Annotated in this window: 18 protein-coding genes; 8 read left to right on the plus strand and 10 right to left on the minus strand. The window is 66.5% G+C overall.

What is annotated here, in order from left to right; genetic code table 11:
- From ACQP1O_RS29040 to ACQP1O_RS29060, 5 genes are all read right to left on the minus strand, one after another.
- A complete protein-coding gene (locus ACQP1O_RS29040; protein ID WP_433561615.1) occupies window positions 1–864 on the minus strand; it encodes an alpha/beta fold hydrolase in 864 nt (287 codons plus the stop codon).
- Window positions 865–988: 124 nt separating this feature from the next.
- The gene (locus ACQP1O_RS29045) at window positions 989–1,180 is read right to left on the minus strand and encodes a hypothetical protein (protein WP_433561616.1); all 192 of its coding nucleotides are present in this window, start codon (window positions 1,178–1,180) and stop codon (window positions 989–991) included.
- Between the two features lie 138 nt (window positions 1,181–1,318).
- Window positions 1,319–2,836 (minus strand): flavin-containing monooxygenase, encoded by a 1,518-nt coding sequence (locus ACQP1O_RS29050; protein WP_433561617.1) that lies wholly within the window; start codon window positions 2,834–2,836, stop codon window positions 1,319–1,321.
- 233 nt (window positions 2,837–3,069) lie between these two features.
- On the minus strand, window positions 3,070–3,618 hold the full coding sequence (locus tag ACQP1O_RS29055; RefSeq protein WP_433561618.1) for a DUF302 domain-containing protein: 549 nt from the start codon (window positions 3,616–3,618) through the stop codon (window positions 3,070–3,072).
- Between the two features lie 26 nt (window positions 3,619–3,644).
- On the minus strand, window positions 3,645–4,385 hold the full coding sequence (locus tag ACQP1O_RS29060) for a hypothetical protein (protein ID WP_433561619.1): 741 nt from the start codon (window positions 4,383–4,385) through the stop codon (window positions 3,645–3,647).
- A gap of 125 nt (window positions 4,386–4,510) precedes the next feature.
- Here ACQP1O_RS29060 and ACQP1O_RS29065 point away from each other — a divergent pair, with 125 nt between their 5' ends.
- The 3 genes from ACQP1O_RS29065 (at window position 4,511) to ACQP1O_RS29075 (ending at window position 7,394) form a co-directional block, all read left to right on the plus strand.
- The gene (locus tag ACQP1O_RS29065) at window positions 4,511–5,137 is read left to right on the plus strand and encodes a TetR/AcrR family transcriptional regulator (protein ID WP_433561620.1); all 627 of its coding nucleotides are present in this window, start codon (window positions 4,511–4,513) and stop codon (window positions 5,135–5,137) included.
- 498 nt (window positions 5,138–5,635) lie between these two features.
- Entirely contained in the window at window positions 5,636–6,058 is a 423-nt protein-coding gene (locus ACQP1O_RS29070; protein ID WP_433561621.1) for a ribonuclease domain-containing protein, read from the plus strand.
- A gap of 145 nt (window positions 6,059–6,203) precedes the next feature.
- Window positions 6,204–7,394, plus strand: a complete 1,191-nt coding sequence (locus ACQP1O_RS29075) for an AI-2E family transporter (protein ID WP_433561622.1) — start codon at window positions 6,204–6,206, stop codon at window positions 7,392–7,394.
- A 13-nt stretch (window positions 7,395–7,407) separates the two neighbouring features.
- Here the strand turns inward: ACQP1O_RS29075 and ACQP1O_RS29080 are convergent, their stop codons facing one another.
- The 3 genes from ACQP1O_RS29080 to ACQP1O_RS29090 all read right to left on the minus strand — a co-directional run bounded on the left by ACQP1O_RS29080 (window position 7,408) and on the right by ACQP1O_RS29090 (window position 10,369).
- Complete coding sequence (locus ACQP1O_RS29080; RefSeq protein ID WP_433561623.1) at window positions 7,408–8,331, minus strand: universal stress protein; 924 nt, start codon at window positions 8,329–8,331, stop codon at window positions 7,408–7,410.
- A 241-nt stretch (window positions 8,332–8,572) separates the two neighbouring features.
- Window positions 8,573–9,844 carry a family 1 glycosylhydrolase gene (locus ACQP1O_RS29085; protein ID WP_433561624.1) on the minus strand — a complete coding sequence of 424 codons (1,272 nt, stop codon included), beginning with the start codon at window positions 9,842–9,844 and terminating at the stop codon, window positions 8,573–8,575.
- Window positions 9,845–10,000: 156 nt separating this feature from the next.
- Window positions 10,001–10,369 carry a YrdB family protein gene (locus tag ACQP1O_RS29090; protein WP_433561625.1) on the minus strand — a complete coding sequence of 123 codons (369 nt, stop codon included), beginning with the start codon at window positions 10,367–10,369 and terminating at the stop codon, window positions 10,001–10,003.
- 614 nt (window positions 10,370–10,983) lie between these two features.
- Between ACQP1O_RS29090 and ACQP1O_RS29095 the strand changes: the two genes are divergently transcribed.
- The 4 genes from ACQP1O_RS29095 (at window position 10,984) to ACQP1O_RS29110 (ending at window position 14,221) form a co-directional block, all read left to right on the plus strand.
- Window positions 10,984–11,184 (plus strand): three-helix bundle dimerization domain-containing protein, encoded by a 201-nt coding sequence (locus ACQP1O_RS29095; protein WP_433561626.1) that lies wholly within the window; start codon window positions 10,984–10,986, stop codon window positions 11,182–11,184.
- Window positions 11,185–11,392: 208 nt separating this feature from the next.
- Window positions 11,393–12,247: a COG4705 family protein gene (locus ACQP1O_RS29100; RefSeq protein WP_433561627.1), complete on the plus strand. Its 855-nt coding sequence runs from the start codon at window positions 11,393–11,395 to the stop codon at window positions 12,245–12,247.
- Window positions 12,248–12,347: 100 nt separating this feature from the next.
- Complete coding sequence (locus ACQP1O_RS29105; RefSeq protein ID WP_433561628.1) at window positions 12,348–12,938, plus strand: TetR/AcrR family transcriptional regulator; 591 nt, start codon at window positions 12,348–12,350, stop codon at window positions 12,936–12,938.
- A gap of 83 nt (window positions 12,939–13,021) precedes the next feature.
- Window positions 13,022–14,221 carry a cytochrome P450 gene (locus ACQP1O_RS29110; RefSeq protein WP_433561629.1) on the plus strand — a complete coding sequence of 400 codons (1,200 nt, stop codon included), beginning with the start codon at window positions 13,022–13,024 and terminating at the stop codon, window positions 14,219–14,221.
- Between the two features lie 46 nt (window positions 14,222–14,267).
- On the opposite strand, the gene bioB is transcribed toward ACQP1O_RS29110, so the two are convergent.
- Window positions 14,268–15,332 (minus strand): biotin synthase BioB, encoded by a 1,065-nt coding sequence (gene bioB / locus ACQP1O_RS29115; protein WP_433561630.1) that lies wholly within the window; start codon window positions 15,330–15,332, stop codon window positions 14,268–14,270.
- A 186-nt stretch (window positions 15,333–15,518) separates the two neighbouring features.
- Here bioB and ACQP1O_RS29120 point away from each other — a divergent pair, with 186 nt between their 5' ends.
- Window positions 15,519–16,826, plus strand: a complete 1,308-nt coding sequence (locus ACQP1O_RS29120) for a PucR family transcriptional regulator (RefSeq protein WP_433561631.1) — start codon at window positions 15,519–15,521, stop codon at window positions 16,824–16,826.
- On the opposite strand, the gene ACQP1O_RS29125 is transcribed toward ACQP1O_RS29120, so the two are convergent.
- Window positions 16,769–17,773: an alpha/beta hydrolase gene (locus ACQP1O_RS29125; RefSeq protein ID WP_433561632.1), complete on the minus strand. Its 1,005-nt coding sequence runs from the start codon at window positions 17,771–17,773 to the stop codon at window positions 16,769–16,771. The genes ACQP1O_RS29120 and ACQP1O_RS29125 overlap by 58 nt on opposite strands.
- Window positions 17,774–17,909 lie beyond the last annotated feature (136 nt).

Here is a 17,909-nt window from a genome sequence, read left to right on the forward strand (position 1 = left end):
CTACGCCTCCAGGAAAGCGGTGGCCAGTGTGTTGAACAGGTCCGCGCGCTCCCACTGCACCCAGTGGCCGGCGTTGGCCGCCAGGTACAGGTCGCAGTTGGGCATGGCGTCGACCAGCATGCGACCGCCCTCGGGCCGGTTCACCTTGTCGCCGGTCCCCCAGACCACCAGGGTCGGCTGTTCGACCCTGCGCAGACGCGAGTCCCGCGTGAAATCCATGCGCACCAGGGTGCGCAGCGCCAGCGGCCCGGACGGCCGTCGCAACGGCGGATTCGCCACCACGGCCGGATCGAGGCTGGCCCGATAGCGCGCCTCGATGAGCTCCTCGGGGACCGAATCGCCGTCGAACACCAGGTATTCGCGAATGAAGCGGGTGAGCTTCTCCCGGCTCGGGCCACTGCCGGTGTAGTAGTTCAGCAGCTGCTGAAGTCCGGCGGTAGGCAGTGCACGTGTGGTGCCCACACCGCCGGGTCCCATGAGGATCAGCCGGCTCACCTTCTCCGGGCGGTCCATGGCCAGCCGCAATGCCGCAGCGCCGCCATAGGAGTTACCGATCAGAGGCGCGGAGGCGATGCCGAGCTCGTCGAGCAGCCCGCCCACCGCCTGTGCGAGATCACCGAACGGGTCTGCCGGGTCGATCCACTTCGACGACTGCCCGTATCCGGGCATGTCCGGCACGATGACATGGAACCGCTGCGCCAGCGCCTCGATATTGCGCGAGTAGTTCGACAACCCCGACGCCCCGGGCCCGCCACCGTGCAGCAGCACCACCGCGGACCCGGAACCGGCCTCGTCGAAGTAGATCTGCCGTCCGCCGACCCGGACCGTCCGTCCGGCGCCGACGCCCTTGTCGATGCTTGTCATCTCCGCCTCCAGAACCGATGTTGATCAAATCATCAGTTGCGATGGCGTCCCTTGTCAAGACAATTCTGATAAGAGCATCAGAAGTGCTGGATGTTGCCAGATACATCCGCATCCAGCGGCCCCGTCAACGCTGGAGAGCCGCTTGGTGCTGCTTGGCGGCGTTGGCCGAGCGTGCGATGACGGACAGCCGGGCACGCGAGTCGGCCTCGTCGGTCGCCAGATCGGCGAACATGATGCCGATCGACGTGTCCGCCGAGGACTCGCCCGAGAATGCGATCGACACCGGACAGCCGACCATCAGCGGCTTCTCGAGCACTCCGTCTGCGGCTATTGCACTGGATGGATCGCGTGATTCAGCGGTTCCCGCATCGACTGCTACAGCAACGACATTCGCGCACAACGCGAAACCATGCTGCACATCGCCCGCAGCACTGCCACCACGAAGGATGAACGATCAACCCGTAACCATCTGTGACGCTTCGGGTGCGGTGTGTTCCGTGCAGCCGCGCTCCGCACGGGTGAATTGCAGGATGCCGTCCTCGAGTCTGTGGTGTCGGAAGGTCGGCAGGTCGCGGAGATAGTTCATTCGCAGCCGCCAGGGGGCGCGGTCGCCGCGGCTCGGGAAGTGGGCGCCACCCCGGCGGAAATAGCCGGGAGTGAAGTCGGGGACAAACGGTGCGCGGACCGCATCGGGGTCGTGGACAGGCATCACACTGGTGTAGGCGCGCCTGTCGAGGTGGCGTAGGAGCCGGACGACGTAATCGCACACCAGATCCGCCTTGAGCGTCCAGGACGCGTTGACGTAGCCGATGGTGAAGGCGAAGTTCGGGACGCCGGACAGCATCATCGCCTTGTACGCCAGCCGCTTCGGGACATCGACCGGTTCTCCGTCCACGCTCAGCGCGATGCCGCCGAATATCTGCAGCTCCAAACCTGTTGCCGTCACGATGATGTCGGCAGGGACCTCGGCGCCCGACGTCAACCGGACTCCCGATTCGGTGAGCGTATCGATCCGGTCGGTGATCATCTCCAGCGCGCCGGTACGGATCGCCTCGAACAGGTCGCCGTCGGGCACCAGGCACATCCGCTGATCCCACGGGTCATAGCGGGGAGCGAAGTGGGTGTCGATGTCGTAGCCGTGCGGCAAGGCCGATATTTGGCGGGCGCGCAGCCACGCCCGCGCGCGCTCGGGATACCGGCGGGAGAGTTGATAGATCGCGGTGTCGACGGCGATGCTCTTCGCCCGCAGCACCCGGTGTGCGGCGCGGCGGGGAAGAATCCGCGGTAGCCAGGCAACCCAGCGGTCGCGAGACGGCACGGACAACAGGTAGCTCGGTGAGCGCTGCACCATGCTCACTCGCGCTCCCAGCCGCGCCAGCGCGGGACCGAGAGTCACGGCGGTCGCGCCGGAACCCACGATCACGACTCGCTTGCCGGCCACATCCATATCGCGCGGCCAGTGTTGCGGGTGTACGACCGGACCCGAGAAGCGTTGCCGCCCAGGAAACTTCGGCATAAAGCCACGATCGTAGCGATAGTATCCGGAGCAACAGAACAGGAAGGACGCGGTCAGGACCACCGTTTCACCGGTGTCGGTTCGCTGTGCGCTCACCGTCCAGCGCCGCGTCGTCGACGACCATTCGGCCGCGACCACCCGATGCCCGAATCGGATCTGCTCGCCGATTCCCTCCTCGTTCACGGTGTCGCGCAGATACGTCAGGATCGATGCCCCGTCGGCGATCGACCGGTCCCCCGCCCACGGCCGGAACCGGTACCCGAGGGTGAACATGTCCGAGTCCGATCGGACGCCGGGGTACCGGAACAGGTCCCAGGTCCCCCCGATGTCGGCCCGCGCCTCCAGGATCAGACAGCGGCGCCGCGGGAAGGCCCGCCGCAGGCGACTCGCCGCCCCGATACCGGAGAGCCCAGCCCCCACGATCAGCACATCGACATGCTCGACAGCGTCAGCCACGGTAGGAACCCTTCGATCCGGCCCACCCCCTTCGAACCACGACAGCCTAGACGGCAGCCGATCACGCACCGGCGACGCCTACGGACTACCGCCTGGTAGCCAGGTACACCCGCCGAAGCGGATGCTCATCCACAGCGCGAAGGCTCGGACGACACCGCAACGCCGCGATTACCCAAGGTTTCGAACGAGCCGCCCGTCGTGGTAGCCGGCCAGCCCGCCCTCGGCAGCACGATCTACGCGGCCTGCCGCAACAGTTCGTCCGGCACCTCCACTCCGAGCAGCGTCAGAAGCGCGGCGATCTTCTCGTCGAGGAGGCGGCCGACCGCGCTGATGTTTTCGTCGTCGAAGGTGTCGAAGCGTGTGGACGGCTGGTCGAAGCCGACGAACGTCCGATCGTCGTCGGTGTAGATGGCGACGCGGATCGGCGCATAGAGCATCACTCCCGGATCGTGGCGGAACATGCGCTCCGCGATCATGTTGTTGCCCACCATGTAGGTGACCAACTGCGCGGTGCTCCCCCGAAGCGCCATCATGGCAGTCGGGTCGAACGTCCAGAAGTTGGCGAAGGAGTTCGGCGTTCGCGCTTCGGTGTACTTCTTCACCCGTTCCAGATCACCGGTTGCGATCAATTGACCCAACTCGTCGAGTTCGATGTCGGGGACCGCCTGCTCGAAACGCGTACGCAGCTCCTCGAACGTGGCGTCGACGGCGATGGTGATCCGGTTCACCTCGTGCCGAACACGTTGGACGCGAGTGCTCTTGTCGATGGGGGTGGTGCTCATTGTGTTCCTTTCCTGCCGAGGAGTTTTCAGACCGGGACGGCCTCGACGGGCACTTTGACCCGCAGCTTGGTCAGCGAGATGACGTGGAAGACGAACAGGACGGGGACTCCGGTCGTCGGTATGAGGACCAACGGCAGCATCGACACCGACTGCGTCGATGGCGTCAAGTGCAGTAGTTGGGTACGCCCCGGTCCGCCCAGGAATCCGACAGCGAAGGCGTACAGGAAGTCGATCAAACCGAATACGTTGAGCAAGAATATATTTCGAGTTCGGCCACCAGCATGCGGACTGCGGATCAACCATGACGCAGCCAGACCTATTGCCATGTCGCCGATTCCGGCCGGAAGTGCGAACACAGCCGGCAACTCGCCCAACGCCAGTGCGGTCAAGAAGACGATGCCGATGAAGCGCGCTTCTTGCGGCCGAACCAACGTGACGACGATCCCCGGATGAGACAGCGCTCGCCGGATGAGCGGTAGTCGGGAACTCGCCAGTAGGACAACGATCGGCGCGACGATCGCCACGCCCAGCCACGGTTTGACCGTGCCATGATCCAGCCGTAGGACATTGCCGGCCGCCAGCACGACGACCGTGGCTGTCCACACCATCCAGCCGGCGGTGAAGACGATCGAAATTCGTTGCGCCACAACCCTGTCGATACCGACCTCGATGGCCGATGACCGCAAGGTACGGGCGGTGACAAGAACTATCGCTACCAGCCCGATGATCTCGAGCGCCCAGAGATAGAGAGGTGCAGAGGACATCACATGCTCCGCTCGTGTTTCAAGAGTGCTGTTCAGTCGAACCAGCAGGATGTAACCACTGGTTACATCCGAGTGTGCGACTCCATGTGACCGTTGTCAACATCTTGGATCCGTGGAATCCTTGCCCCATGGGTCAGGCCACCACCAGTCGCGATCGCGTGAAGCCGTACCACCACGGCGCCTTGCGCGCGACCTTGATCGAGGCCGGCATCGCCCTGGCCCGCGAGGGCGGCCCGGACCGAGTAATCCTCCGCGAAGCCGCCCGAGCCGCCGGCGTCACACACTCAGCCGCCTACCGCCACTTCGCCGACCGAGAAGCACTCCTCGCCGAGGTAGCACATCACGCACGCCAAGCCCTCGCCGCCGAGATGCGCCACCAGGTAGCCCGCACCAACGATCCCCGCCTCCGCCTCCGCGCAGTCGGCACCGCCTACGTCCACTTCGCCCTGGCCGAACCAGGCCTGTTCCGCACAGCCTTCATCGCCTATCCCCCTGCGACCGAGCTTCCCCCAGCTGCACTCCCCACCGAGGAATGCGGCCCCTACGAAATCCTCGGCCAGGTCCTCGACGAAGCCCAAACCGCAGGCCTCCTCGACCCGATTCGCCGCCCCGGCGCCGAAATAGCCGCATGGTCAGCCGTACACGGCCTCGCAGGCTTGCTCCTCGACGGACCACTGCCCGCCACACCCGAGAACCTCGAAGACTCACTCGAGCGAGTACTGGACGCGACCGAACGCGGCCTCGTGAACATGTAAGCCGGCGAGAAGGAGTGGCCGGTAGCGGATCAGCGGCATATTGATTGCATTCACGTCCGGTCGGCAGCCTGCGGCGCACCGTTCTGTCCGATGTTTGACAGGCCCCGGCAGCACCCGACGGCCTACCTCGAATCTGCATATTCACCGACAACACCGATCACTCCCCGAAAATCCCTCCGCCGCTGACGAAGCCGAGTCGCCGAGTGAGGCGCCAGGGCGAATCTCCCAGGCGCCCACACCCGCTCGCAGCGGTTGACAGCGCAGTGCGAGCAATGTCGTCACCAGCGGTTCACGGGGCGGGGCCGGTGCGGAAGTCTCCGAGCACGTGCGGCGTTCGCATCAGCACACACCGGCGACGGCGAGTCAGGGCACCACGGACACGATCACGATCGCGGCATCCAGAACGAGTGAGGGCATCGGTTCCATCCGGTCCTCATTCACCCGCACGACAGCTCGACGTGAGGGCCGATTCAGACCCGTATGACACCGTGGGTACTCATGACGGTGGAGACGATCGCGCTGAGAACGTTGTGGGGTAAGGCAATTGCTGTCACTTCAGTCGTACTCGCCACGGTGGCATTGCTTTTGTCAGGTGGCCATACGGAGCGGGTGACCGCGCACTCGACGGTGGTCGGTGTCGAGGTACGCCTGGTGGACTCCACGGTGCCCCAGCGAGCCTGGACAACATTGAGTCTGATCGACCAAGGCAAATGGCCCCCGACCGACTGTCCCGGAACCAAGGGCGGTACCACCTGGCAGAACAGAGGAGGCCAGTTACCCAGTGGTGTCGGCTATCGGGAGTGGGACGTCAACTGCAAACAACCAGGCCGATCCCGCGATGCGGAGCGAATCGTGACCGGCGACGACGGTTCGGCGTGGTACACAGACGATCACTACGCCAGTTTCACGAGAATGCGCTGATATTCAGCCGTTTCGGCCCTCCCTGCTCGGCGCACTCGTCCGTGACCTGGCAGCGGCGTGAGCTACCTCAGCTTCCGCGCGGCCGGAACACGCGGGCACACGCCCACTGCGACGTGAGTCGCCCGGACGCCAGTACGTTTGCGGAGTGCCCCAGGACGAATCCGTATCCGGAGAGCGGGAACAGAACCCGGACGACGACGCTGCCGCGGAGGTCAGGCCGGACCGGCTGGTCGCGTCGGTGGTCCCGGCCTGGTTGCCGCGGGCCTATCTGCTGGCGGCGGCCACGGTGGCCGGGGTCGTCATCACCTTCTGGGGGCTGATGCGCCTGCGCGGTCTGCTGACGGTGCTGGTGGTGTCGTTGTTCCTGGCCTTCGCCATCGAACCCGCGGTGAACTGGCTGGCCGCGCGCGGCTGGAAACGCGGTGCGGCGACGCTGGCGGTGTTCGTGGTGGTGACCGTGGTGCTGGTCGGATTCGTCTGGACCATGGGCGAATTGGTGGTCGGTCAGGTAACGACACTGATCAAGAACCTGCCGCGGGATATGCACAGTGCGGTCACCTGGATCAACAGCACGTTCCACACCGACCTCTCGGTCACCGATATCACCGATCGCACCTCGGACATCAGCTCGAAATTGCAGTCCTGGGCGCTGGACCTGGCCGACGACGTCTGGGGCATCGGCACGACGGCACTCGGCGTGCTGTTCCAGGGCCTGGGCGTGCTGCTGTTCACCTACTACTTCGCGGCCGACGGCCCGCGCTTCCGCAATGCGGTCTGCTCCCTCCTGCCGCCGCAGCGGCAGCGACCTGTGTTGCGCGCCTGGGATATCGCGGTCGAGAAGACGGGCGGCTACATTTACTCGCGGGCGCTGCTCGCCTTCTGCTCGGCGCTGGCGCACTACGCGGCAATGCGGGTGCTCGGGATCCCATCAGCGTTCGCGCTCGCGCTGTGGGTGGGCGTGGTATCCCAGTTCATCCCGACCGTCGGCACCTACCTCGCCGGCGCACTGCCGGTGCTGGTGGCGCTGGCCCACAATCCGCGGTCGGCCCTCTGGATTCTCGGATTCATCATCGTCTACCAGCAATTCGAGAACTACGTCCTGCAGCCGCGCATCACCGCGACCACCCTCGACATGCATCCCGCGGTCGCCTTCGGCGCGGTTCTCGCGGGCGCGGCCCTGTTCGGAGCAACGGGCGCACTGCTCGCCATCCCGGTGACAGCCACAGCGCAAGCCTTCCTGGCCGCGTACGTCCGCCGCTACGACGTGGAGATCCCGCCGAAACCCGAACCCGCACGACGAACTCGTTCCCGACGCCGAGCCCCGGACGCCGACTAGCCCGCCCGCCGGTTCACGATTCCGGGTGGACCACCATGACCGGGCAGTTCGCGCGCTGCACGAGCGCGTTGCTGGTGGAGCCGAGCAGCATGCCGACGAACCCGCCCCGGCCGCGGCTGCCGACAACCACCAGTTGGGCCCGCTCGGACCAGGTCAGCAGGTGCACTACCGGATCGGCGAGGTGGATGTCACGGGTGACCTGGACGTCGGGGTACTTCTCCTGCCACCCCGCCAGGCGTTCCACCAGCAACGCCCGCTCCGCCTCGGTCGCTTGCGCGGTCTCGATGGAGGTATCGATGAATTCCGAGTACCGAGCCAGGTACAGGTCGCTCCACGCGTGCACAGCCATGAGCGGAACCCTGCGCACGGACGCCTCGTAGAACGCGGCGCCGACCGCCGCGTCGCTGACCGGGCTGCCGTCGACGCCGACCACGACCGGCGCCGTGCGGCGCTCCACCGATCCGGCGTCGCTGTCGCGCACCACCACCACCGATCCGGCCGCCTGGCTCGCTACCGAGACCAGGATGGAGCCGATCCGGTTCAGTCCCCGGCGTTCGGCCGGACCGCCGAGCACCGTCAGGTGGGCGGTGGCCGAGAGATCGATCAACATCCTCGCCGGATGCTGCCGGGACACCTCGGTGCGCACCGTCACGCCGGGCGCGGCCTTTTCGGCGACCTCCCGGGCCTGTGCCACCAGGTCGGCGCCGAAGGCCTGAATCGATTGCTCGACTTCGGAATTCACACTCGAAAATGTGCCCATCGCCCCCACGATCACATTCACGTTCGTGCCGTGCGCGACCAACAGCTCGCGCCGACGCGCCACCGCGGTCTCCGCCGCCCAGCGCACGGCCGACAACGCAGCCGGAGAATCATCGACACCGACCACGATCGGTGCGGTGGATATCGAGTGCGGATCGCGCGACTTCGGGGAACTCATGACTTGCCCACCTCCTGGGATGCCGTGAACCGAGCAGAACCAGTGGGTCTCGCGAATCCGAACATAGCACCGCCCACCACCCCGACCCGGAATCGCCGGGGGCGATCGAGGCAAATGCCAGGGCGGGGCCGTTCGGCGACGGTGGCCGACCCGCAGGGCGTGCGGCACAGGGCTGAAACTCACCAATCGGCGACTGCCGGCGCTCCCGGCGCTCCACAAGTGTCGGCCAGAGGGGCGCGGGTCAGCGGCCCGGGACGGTGACCGGGTCGAAGCAGCTGGAGGGGAGGTCCTGGATGGAGCAGAGGGCTGGGGCGCGGGTGGGGAGGTAGTTGGCGGGGACGCCGCCGGAGGTGGTGATGTCGCGGTAGGCGGGGACCGCGGCGGTGGGATGGCGGGTGAGGGTGGGGTCGGTGGTGACGTCGACGGTGTAGAGGCCGAAACGTGGTGAGTAGCTGCCCCATTCGTAGTTGTCGGTGATGCTCCAGTAGTTGTAGCCGATGACGTTGATGCCGTCGGCCTTGGCGCGCTGGACCCAGTAGACGGTGTCGCGCAGGTCGTCCTCGCGGGTCATGCCGTCGGTGGTGGGTGAGCCGTTGTCGGAGGGCATGCCGTTCTCGACGATGTAGAGGGGGCGGCCCGGGAACTTCTGCGCGTATCGACGCAGGACGTAGTAGATGCCGTCGGGTTCCAGGACGAGAGTCGAGGGCTGGTTGGTCAGCTGGGCAGCCAGATTCGGTGGATTGGTCAGGGATCCGCCGTAGTAGTAATCGATTCCGATGTAATCGAGCTTGTCGGCGATCCGGTCGACGAAGGACGCGTCGGCCTGTGCCGTGCCGATGGCCGAGAAGGCGATATTGCTCGTGACCATCGCACCGGGCTGCCGGGCGTGGATGTGGTCGTAGATCGCGCGGTGCGCGATGACCATCCGGTCGATCATGGGCGCGATATCGAGTGCGCCGAGATCGCCGATCTGCTGCTCTTTTCCGGCATAGGCGAGCGGTTCGTTGAAGGTGACCCACAACGGGTCGAACTGCGCGTAGCGGTCCACTACCGCACGGGCGTTGGTGAGCCAATCATCGACCATGCCCGGATTGCGCCAGCCGCCGCGATCGACCTCCCAACCCGGGAACACCCAGTGGTCCAGGGTGATCATCGGCCGGATTCCGGCCGCGCGAATCCGCGCGATCATGCTGTCGTAGAAGGAGAAATCCCAAGCGCCCGGATTCGGTTGCACCCGGGCCCATTCCACGCTGATCCGGTAGACGCCGACACCGAGGTCGGCGGCGTGCTGGATATCTTCGTCGTAGCGATGAAGGAAGTCGACGGAATTGCGGTAGTCCTCGGCTCGACCGGATCCCGCGTAACGGCTCCAATTGCTGTCCGGCGCAGAGCCTTCACTCTGAAACCCGGAGCTGGACACTCCCCAGAGGAAATTGCCGCCCACCGGCGGTAGCCCCGGATCCGCGGCAACCCTGCCGGGCGTGGCGACCATGCACCAGGCGGTGAGAACCATACATGCCAGTGTGAACAGTGCACGTTGTCCCATCGCATCGAGATTACCTCCCGGAGAACCGGTCTCGGGGCACTCTGACCAGATCGAACCCCCATTTGCCGGTCTCGCATCCCGAAGGTCACACAGCCGTCGGGCCCGTCACGACGAGAGCTCCACTCAATGCGCAATCAGCCATCCGACTCGGTCGTACGCGAGGACCTGGTACAACACCAAGACAACCGCTGACACGAGCGCCGCCATCGACAGCCCCGCACCCCACAGCGCGACCGCCCCGCCACCCAGCACGAGCACTTCGATCACAAGCCGCACAACGCCGGGCACGGCAACCGTCGCTTCCCCGTTCCGACTCGGATCCCCCGGCACGGCAAACATCCCCCACACTGCCGCCACCACGATCGGCAGTATCAGCACCAGGGCAAACCGCCACGGCGCATCGAACCCGCGCCACCCCAGAATTCCGAACGACACCACGGCGGTCAGCTCGAGCAGAAATCGCATACCGAGCATGAACGGGTTCAACGACATCCGACAATCCTCATCATTCACATCCCCGTCTCGACCGGGGACACCCGCCGACTCTACGAGCGGCCACCGCCCCGCCCGGTGGCCAATCCACGCCGAAAAGGTGACCGAACGCGACAAGGGCTCGCGACCAGCCATCCTTCCGACAGAATCCGTTGTGGCGGATACGATTTGGTCGTGCTTTCTCAGTTGCTCGGCACGCTGGGACTGGGTGTGGCTGCGCCGAGCCTTCCGGTCCCGGCGTGGCTGAACGAATGGACTCCGCGCGAGCACCTGGCGGAGGTTCGCGAACGAGCGCGACCGCTTCCCACCCGATAGCTCTGGCTGTGCCGATGCCGATTCGAATGGCGTTGTTGCAAATGAAATTTCATTTGCATTTTTCATCCGCAAGCGGCCAGGACCTGGTGTGCCTAGTGCGCGACAAAATGTGCCAGAAAGCAGTTCCGGGGCGAAAAGCTCGTTCTTTGCCGCAACACTCGAGGGGCACGGTCCGGGGTGAGCGCACCCCGGGCCGTTGTCCACTTCGCTGGTCATCCGCTGGGGCGGGACGGGTGGCGGCGCCGAATGCTGTATGGAGGCGAGCGCACGGTATGACGGAATGCGATGAAGAGCAGCAGATGAGCGACCTCGTCGCGCGGCTGTCCAATCGATTTCCCGATTTGACGGCTCGGGTCGTCGGGGAGGTGGTTCGGGGCATTCATCGGGATTTCGAGGGGCACCGGGTTCGGGAGTTCATTCCGCTGCTCGTGGAGCGGATTGCCGAGCGGCAGTTGAGCCGTCGAGTGTGCTACGGCTCGAGCCTGCGGGTCAGCGGGTAGCAGGTTGTTCGGCGGTGGTGCCGGTTCCGTTGGGGGGAGCCGGCACCACCGCTCGGACCGATCAGTCGTTTGGCACCAGTCGCCACAATGAGGTGACCTCACCACGCCGGGCCTCGTAGAGCGGATCGCTACGTGTCTCAGCGCCTTCTCAGCGACTCCCGGGCAGACTCCCCCGTGTCCGGTAACCGACCGCTCGAAAGGGATCCGCATGTCCGCGGCGCAACCGCATACGAACTACAAGCTCCCCCAGGTCACCGCCCTGTTCTGGGTGCTGAAGATCGCGGCGACCACGCTCGGCGAAACCGGTGGCGACCTGCTCGCCCAGACCCTGAACCTCGGCTACGCGGCGGCCTCGGTGCTGTTTCTCGGCATCTTCGCCGTGAGCCTGGTCGCCCAGTTGCGGGCCCGGCGTTTCCATCCCGCGCTGTACTGGACCGTGATCGCCGCGACCAGCACGGCCGGCACCACCATCTCCGACTTCCTCAATCGCGGCCCCGGTTCGGGCACCTCCACCGACGGCGGCCTCGGCTACGGTGCGGGCGCAGCCGTCCTGATCACGGGTCTGGCCGTCGTCTTCGCCATCTGGAAGCTCAGCGGCCAGACCTACGATGTCGCCGGAATCACCAGCGCGCGTGGCGAATTGCTGTACTGGGCCGCCATCCTGCTGTCCAACACCCTGGGCACGTCGCTGGGCGACTACCTCTCCGACAGTTCCGGGCTCGGCTACGGCGGTGGCGCGCTGCTCATCGCCGCGGTCATGGCCGCCCTGCTTGCCGCCCATTACCTGACCCGGATCTCGGGGGTCATGCTGTTCTGGCTCGCGTTCATCCTCACCCGTCCGCTCGGTGCGACGGTGGGCGATCTGCTGTCCAAATCGCACGACAAAGGCGGGCTCGGCTTCGGCACGTGGGGCACCACCGCGGTCCTGCTGATCATTCTCGTCGTAGGAATCACTTACAGCTACAACAGAATCCGCTCCGTCACCGGGCCCCGGCAGGATCGAGTGGACGTAGCCGCCGTCGAGGCGGACCGCAGAACCGACGTTCTCCGACGCGAAGGGTGAGACGAGGTAGCCCGGCACTGCCGTAGCCGCCGAGTCTATGGTCACGGCAGGAGCCGACGGCGTACGAGCCGCCCGTCGGCGAGGCGACATCGGAGGGCGAATGGGTACCGGGAGCGAACCGAGCGGACGGCACAGGGATGCCAACGCCACCCGTTCGGCCCTGCTGGCCGCCGCGCGGGAGGTATTCGCCGAGAAGGGCTTCGAGGGCACGACCGTTCGGGAGATCGCGGCCCGCGCCGGAGCGAATCAGGCGCTGCTGTTCCGGTACTTCGGGAACAAGGACGAGCTGTTCCGGGCGGTCGTCGCGGATCGCGGACATCGGGTGCTGTCGGAAGGTCCCGCGGACGAGCTGCTCGGCCGCCTGCTGGCGGGAATGCTGAATACTGCTGCGGATCAACAGCTTTGGTTGCAGGCCGCGCTGCGATCCAGCGGACATGCCAGCGGCGTGTCGGTCATCCGGCGGGAGCTGGACGGACGATACGTGCGGGCGCTGGCCGAACTCGGCGACGGCCCGGACGCCGAGTTGCGGGCCGATCTGGTGGTGGCCTGGCTGCTGGGAATCGGTCTGCTGCGATCGGTCTATCACTGGGAGCCCCTGGCGAGCGCCGACCCGGCCGTTGTCGCCGATCACGTCCTGCGTTCGGCGCGGGTTCTGCTGGACCGGGTGAGTACGAATTTCCCTCCGTCATAACGGAAATCGAGCGTTGACGGTTGGCCGGCGCACTCCTACGATCGACCGCTGTAAGCATTTGCTTACACCAGAAGGAGTTTCGCGTGACCACACCTACCGAAGTCCGCCACTATCCGTTCGGCGATCCGGTCCGGCTCGATCCGCATCCGACGGCGTTGAAACTGCTCCGCGAGGAACCGATTTCCCGTGTCCGGCTGCCCTACGGTGGCGAGGCCTGGCTCGTCACCCGCTACGCGGACGTGCGCTCGGTGCTCAGCGATCCCCGCTTCGGCCGCGCTGCCACGGTCGGCCGCGAGGATGTGCCGCGGGTGCGCGAGACACCGGCCATGCCGAATATTCCGACCAGCATGGACCCGCCGGAGCTGACCCGGCTCCGCAAGCTGACCATGACCGCGTTCACCACCCGTCGCGTGCAGGAGCTGCGCCCGCGCGCCGAGGAGATCGTCGAGGACATGCTGTCGGCCATGGCCGCGGCCGGCTCGCCCGCCGACCTGGTGGAGGCGCTGGCGCTCCCGGTTCCGGTCACCGTCATCTGCGAAATGCTCGGTGTGCCACCGCAGGACCAGCATCGTTTCCGCGACTTCTCCGACGCGATCATGTCCACGACCGCCGTCCCCGACGAGGAGCGGGTGGCCGCGCTCGCCTCCGTCGCCGAATACCTGACCGAGCAGGTCGCCGAACGCCGCGCCCACCCCGCCGATGATCTGCTCGGCGCACTCGTGGCGGCCCGCGACAACGATGACCGGCTCAGCGAGGACGAACTGATCACGCTCGGCCTCACCCTGCTGGTCGCCGGTCACGAGACCACGGCCAATCAGATCGCCAATTTCGTCTACCTCCTGCTGACCGAGGGCGAATGGGACCGGCTGCGTGAGGATCCCGATCTCGTCCCGGCCGCGATCGAGGAGCTGCTCCGCTACATCCAGCTCGGCAATGGCGGCGCGTTCCCGCGCATCGCCGTCGAGGATGTCGAGCTGTCGGGCACGCTCATTCGCGCCGGCGAGGCCGTCTTCGTGGATCTGGCGATCGCGAACCGCGACGAGACGGTCTTCCCGGATCCGGACACCTTGGATCTGACCCGACACCACAACTCGCACTTGGCCTTCGGCCACGGTTTCCATCACTGCGTGGGCGCGCAACTGGCCCGCCTCGAACTGCACGTGACCCTGACCGCCCTGCTGCGCCGCTTCCCGAACCTGCGCCTGGCGGTCCCCGCCGACGAGGTGGAGTGGAAGATGGGCATGCTGCTGCGCGGCCCGAAAGCGCTTCCCGTCGCCTGGTAGCGCCCGGCCGTGGGCGGCCCATTCGCCGAGCCGCCCACGGCGAAACCTACGCGTTCGCCGGAAGATCCGTCCCCGCACCCCGTTTGCGCACCGCGACCAGGTCGTGGCGCGTCGGCGGCAGGGTCTGCTCCTGCGCGCCCTCGATGGTGAATCCGGTATCGGTGATCATCTGACGGTCGTCGGCTCCGGGCTGCCCCTCGCTGGTGAGGTAGTCGCCCAGGAAGATCGAATTGGCCAGGTGCAGCGCCAGCGGCTGCAGGCCGCGCAGGTGGAGCTCGCGGCCACCGGCCAGCCGCACCTCCACGTCGGGGAAGAAGAAGCGGAACAGCGCCAGGATGCGCAGGCAGCGGTCGGGCGTCAGCTCCCACTGTCCAGCCAGTGGCGTTCCCTCGAACGGGATCAGGAAGTTGACCGGCACCGAGTCCGGGTCCAGCGCCCGCAGCGCGAAGGCCAGATCGACGATGTCCTCGTCCGACTCCCCCATGCCGAAAATCGCTCCGGAACAGGGTGACAGCCCGGCCGCGCCGGCCCGCAGCACGGTGTCGACGCGATCGTCGAAGGTGTGCGTACTGCAGATGTCGGCGTAGCGCGCCTCGGAGGTGTTGAGGTTGTGGCTGTAGGCGTGGGCCCCGGCCGCCGCGAGCCGCTCGGCCTGACCCTCCCCCAGCAGGCCCAGGCACACGCAGATCTCCGTCTGCGGATGGTCGGCCGTGATGGCGGCAATGGTCTGCTCGATTCTGGTCAGATCCCGTTCGCCGGGCCCGCGCCCGCTGGCGACCAGGCACACTCGCTTGGCTCCGCCCGCAATCGCCTGCCCGGCGACCCGCGCGGCCTGCTCGGGCGTGATCCAGGAGTACTTCAGCACACCGGATGCCGAGCCCAGCCGCTGCGAGCAGTACCCACAGTCCTCCGGACACAGGCCGCTCTTCATATTGACGATCGTGTTGAGTTTGACGCGCGCGCCGAAGAATTCGTGTCGCACCCTCGAGCCCGCCGCCACGACGTCGATGAGCGGTTCCGCGCCGCTCAGCAACGCCAGCGCCTCCGCCCGGGTCGGAGCCGTTCGGCGTAACGCCTTGTCCACCAACAGGTTCAACAGTCCACCAGTCATGCCAAGGCAATCTACCTCGAGCTTGAACACCGTTCAAGTATTGGGTTGACGTGGCATTTTGTGATATCTAACAGTCCAGAGCGGGTGAAGTTTGCCGAATATTCACAGGCCGAGTGCCCGGACAGGCGGTCCTGATGATCGGTAGCTTCGGGATCGGGAAGCGGGGGGTGCAAGGGAGAAACCGGGATGTCGATGACCGATTCACCGAGTTCGGGCCTGACCATTTCGGGCATGCCGCTGTCATCGGCGCTGCGGGACGTCCGCGAGCTGTCGCGGCGCATGGTCGGGCATTTCGTGGAGACCGTGGTCCCGTGCGGGACGCTGCCCGGCGACGCGCTGCGCGGGGATGTCACGACGATCACCCGGACCTGCCTCGAGCTGGCGGTGAGCATGCTCGACGGCCGGGACATCCCGGAGAAGACCAAGCGGCTCGAGGACGCCGCGGCGCAGTGGGCCCGCGAGGGCATTCCGATCGACACCATCCATCACGCCATCCACGAGGGCTTCAAGATCGGCCTGGACCTGGTGCTGGCCAAGACCACCACCAGGTACACGCAGGCGGCGGGCGCGGGCGCGCCCTCGCTCACCGCATCGGACTTCCACGCCATGGTCGGCGGCGCGAAACTCGTGGTGGAACTGCTGGATCGGATGACGGCGGCCGTCTCGGTCGCGTATGTGCGCGAGCTGCGCGCGGTGATCAGCGAACACCACACCGCCGTGCACACCCTGACCTCGGCGCTGCTCGGCGGCCACAGCACCTCCACCATGGCCCGCGAGTGCGGCATCGAGATCGCGGAATCGTATCGGGTGCTGGCGGTTTCGATTCCGCCGCATCCGGACGAGAAGAACCGGGCACTCGACAGTCAGGTGGTCGCGCGCCGCAAACTGCGCCGGACGCAGGCCGAGCTGGCGACCCGCTATCCGGACAAGGTGCTCTCGCTGCTGAGCGTCGACGGCGGCACCATCCTGATCCCGGAGCACGGGCTGCCCGACGCGGAGCTCGACGAGTTCATCGTCAATCTCTCCCGGGCCGCGCAGGTGCCGATCACCGCGGCGGTCACTCATGCTGCGCCGCAACATATTCCGGCCGCGACCGAGCAGGCGCACGAGCTGCTCGACATGGTGCAGCGCTTGCAGCTGGTGCGCGGGCTCTACCGCTTCGACGATCTCTCGCTCGAATACCAGCTCACCCGTCCGGGTCCCGGCCGCGATCATCTCGGGACGCTGCTGGATCCGCTGGACGAGTACCCCGAACTGCTGCAGACGCTACAGCTGCACATCAGCAACAACCTGAACCGTCAGCGCACGGCGCGGACGCTGCACGTGCACACCAATACCGTCGACTACCGGCTGAAACGGATCGGCCAGCTCACCGGATTCGATCCGACGCACACCTCGGGGGTCTGGTATCTGCGCTCGGCCCTGGTGGCGCGCACCTACCGGAGCACGCGGTCGAACAATGCCCAGGACTTGTGCAGGTCCTCCTCCCAGTAGCCCCAGGAGTGGGTGCCGACCGGCCGCAGATCGAAGGTGGCGGGCACGTGCAGGGCGGCGAGCCGGTCGCGTAGGGCGAGGGCACATTGGTCCGCGACGGCCTCCAGAATCACGCCGGATGTCAACTGCGCCACCAGTTTCAGCGCATTGCCCTGGATTCCGGGGCCGTCGAGGGTGTCGAGCGCGCCCGGGATCCCGGTCCCGGCGGAGACGTAGATCGCGGTGCCGCGCAGGCGATCGGCGTGGAGATAGGGGTCGGTGGCGCTCCACTCCGGGTCGCCCGGCGGACCCCACATATTGGCGACATTGCCGGCCCATCGCGCCACCACGGCGGTGACGAAGGCCTGTCCCTGCGGATCGCTGGTGCGTGCGCAGCCGCTGTACGAGCCGATCGCCCTGTAGAGCCCGGGCGCGGCCAGGGCCAGTTGGAAGACAGAGGTACCGGCCATCGAAATCCCGGCGATGGCATGGGATCCGGTGCCGCGCAGGGCCGAATCCACGATCGGGGGTAGTTCGGCGGTGAGGAAGGTCGTCCAGCGCTGACGGCCGAGCATCGGGTCATCGGCACGCCAATCGGTGAAGTAGCTCCCGCGACCGCCCAGCGGGATCACGACGGTGACCTGCTTGCCGGCGAAGAAGTCCGCCACATCGGTCTGCTCGAACCAGCTGCTCGCATCGAGTCCCCCATTCGCTCCGTTGAGCAGATACAGCACCGGGGCGGGCACCGAACCATCCGGTGCGCGAAGAACTTTCAGCGCGATGTCGGTGTCCATCGCCGCCGAGTGCACCCGCAGATCGAGCATGCGGTCCCCGGCCTCGGCGGCATCGACGAGACCGGACCCGTCCGGGGCGGCCACCGCGTTCGCGAGCACATCCGGAACGGCGATCGGCCCGGTCGGTGCCGCGGTGGCGAGCGCGGTACTCGACAGCAGCAGTGCCGACGCCATCAGCAGCAACTGTCGCAGGCGGATTCGTCTTCGGCGCGCTCGCCGCCCAGGATGGTTTCTCATGCGTCTCCCCGGCTCGTCCTTGTGACCGGCCACGGTAGAGTGAACTCGTTTGGGCAGCAATGCCTTTGGATAT

The sequence above is a fragment of the Nocardia sp. CA-151230 genome (assembly GCF_050942175.1).
GTDB lineage: Bacteria > Actinomycetota > Actinomycetes > Mycobacteriales > Mycobacteriaceae > Nocardia.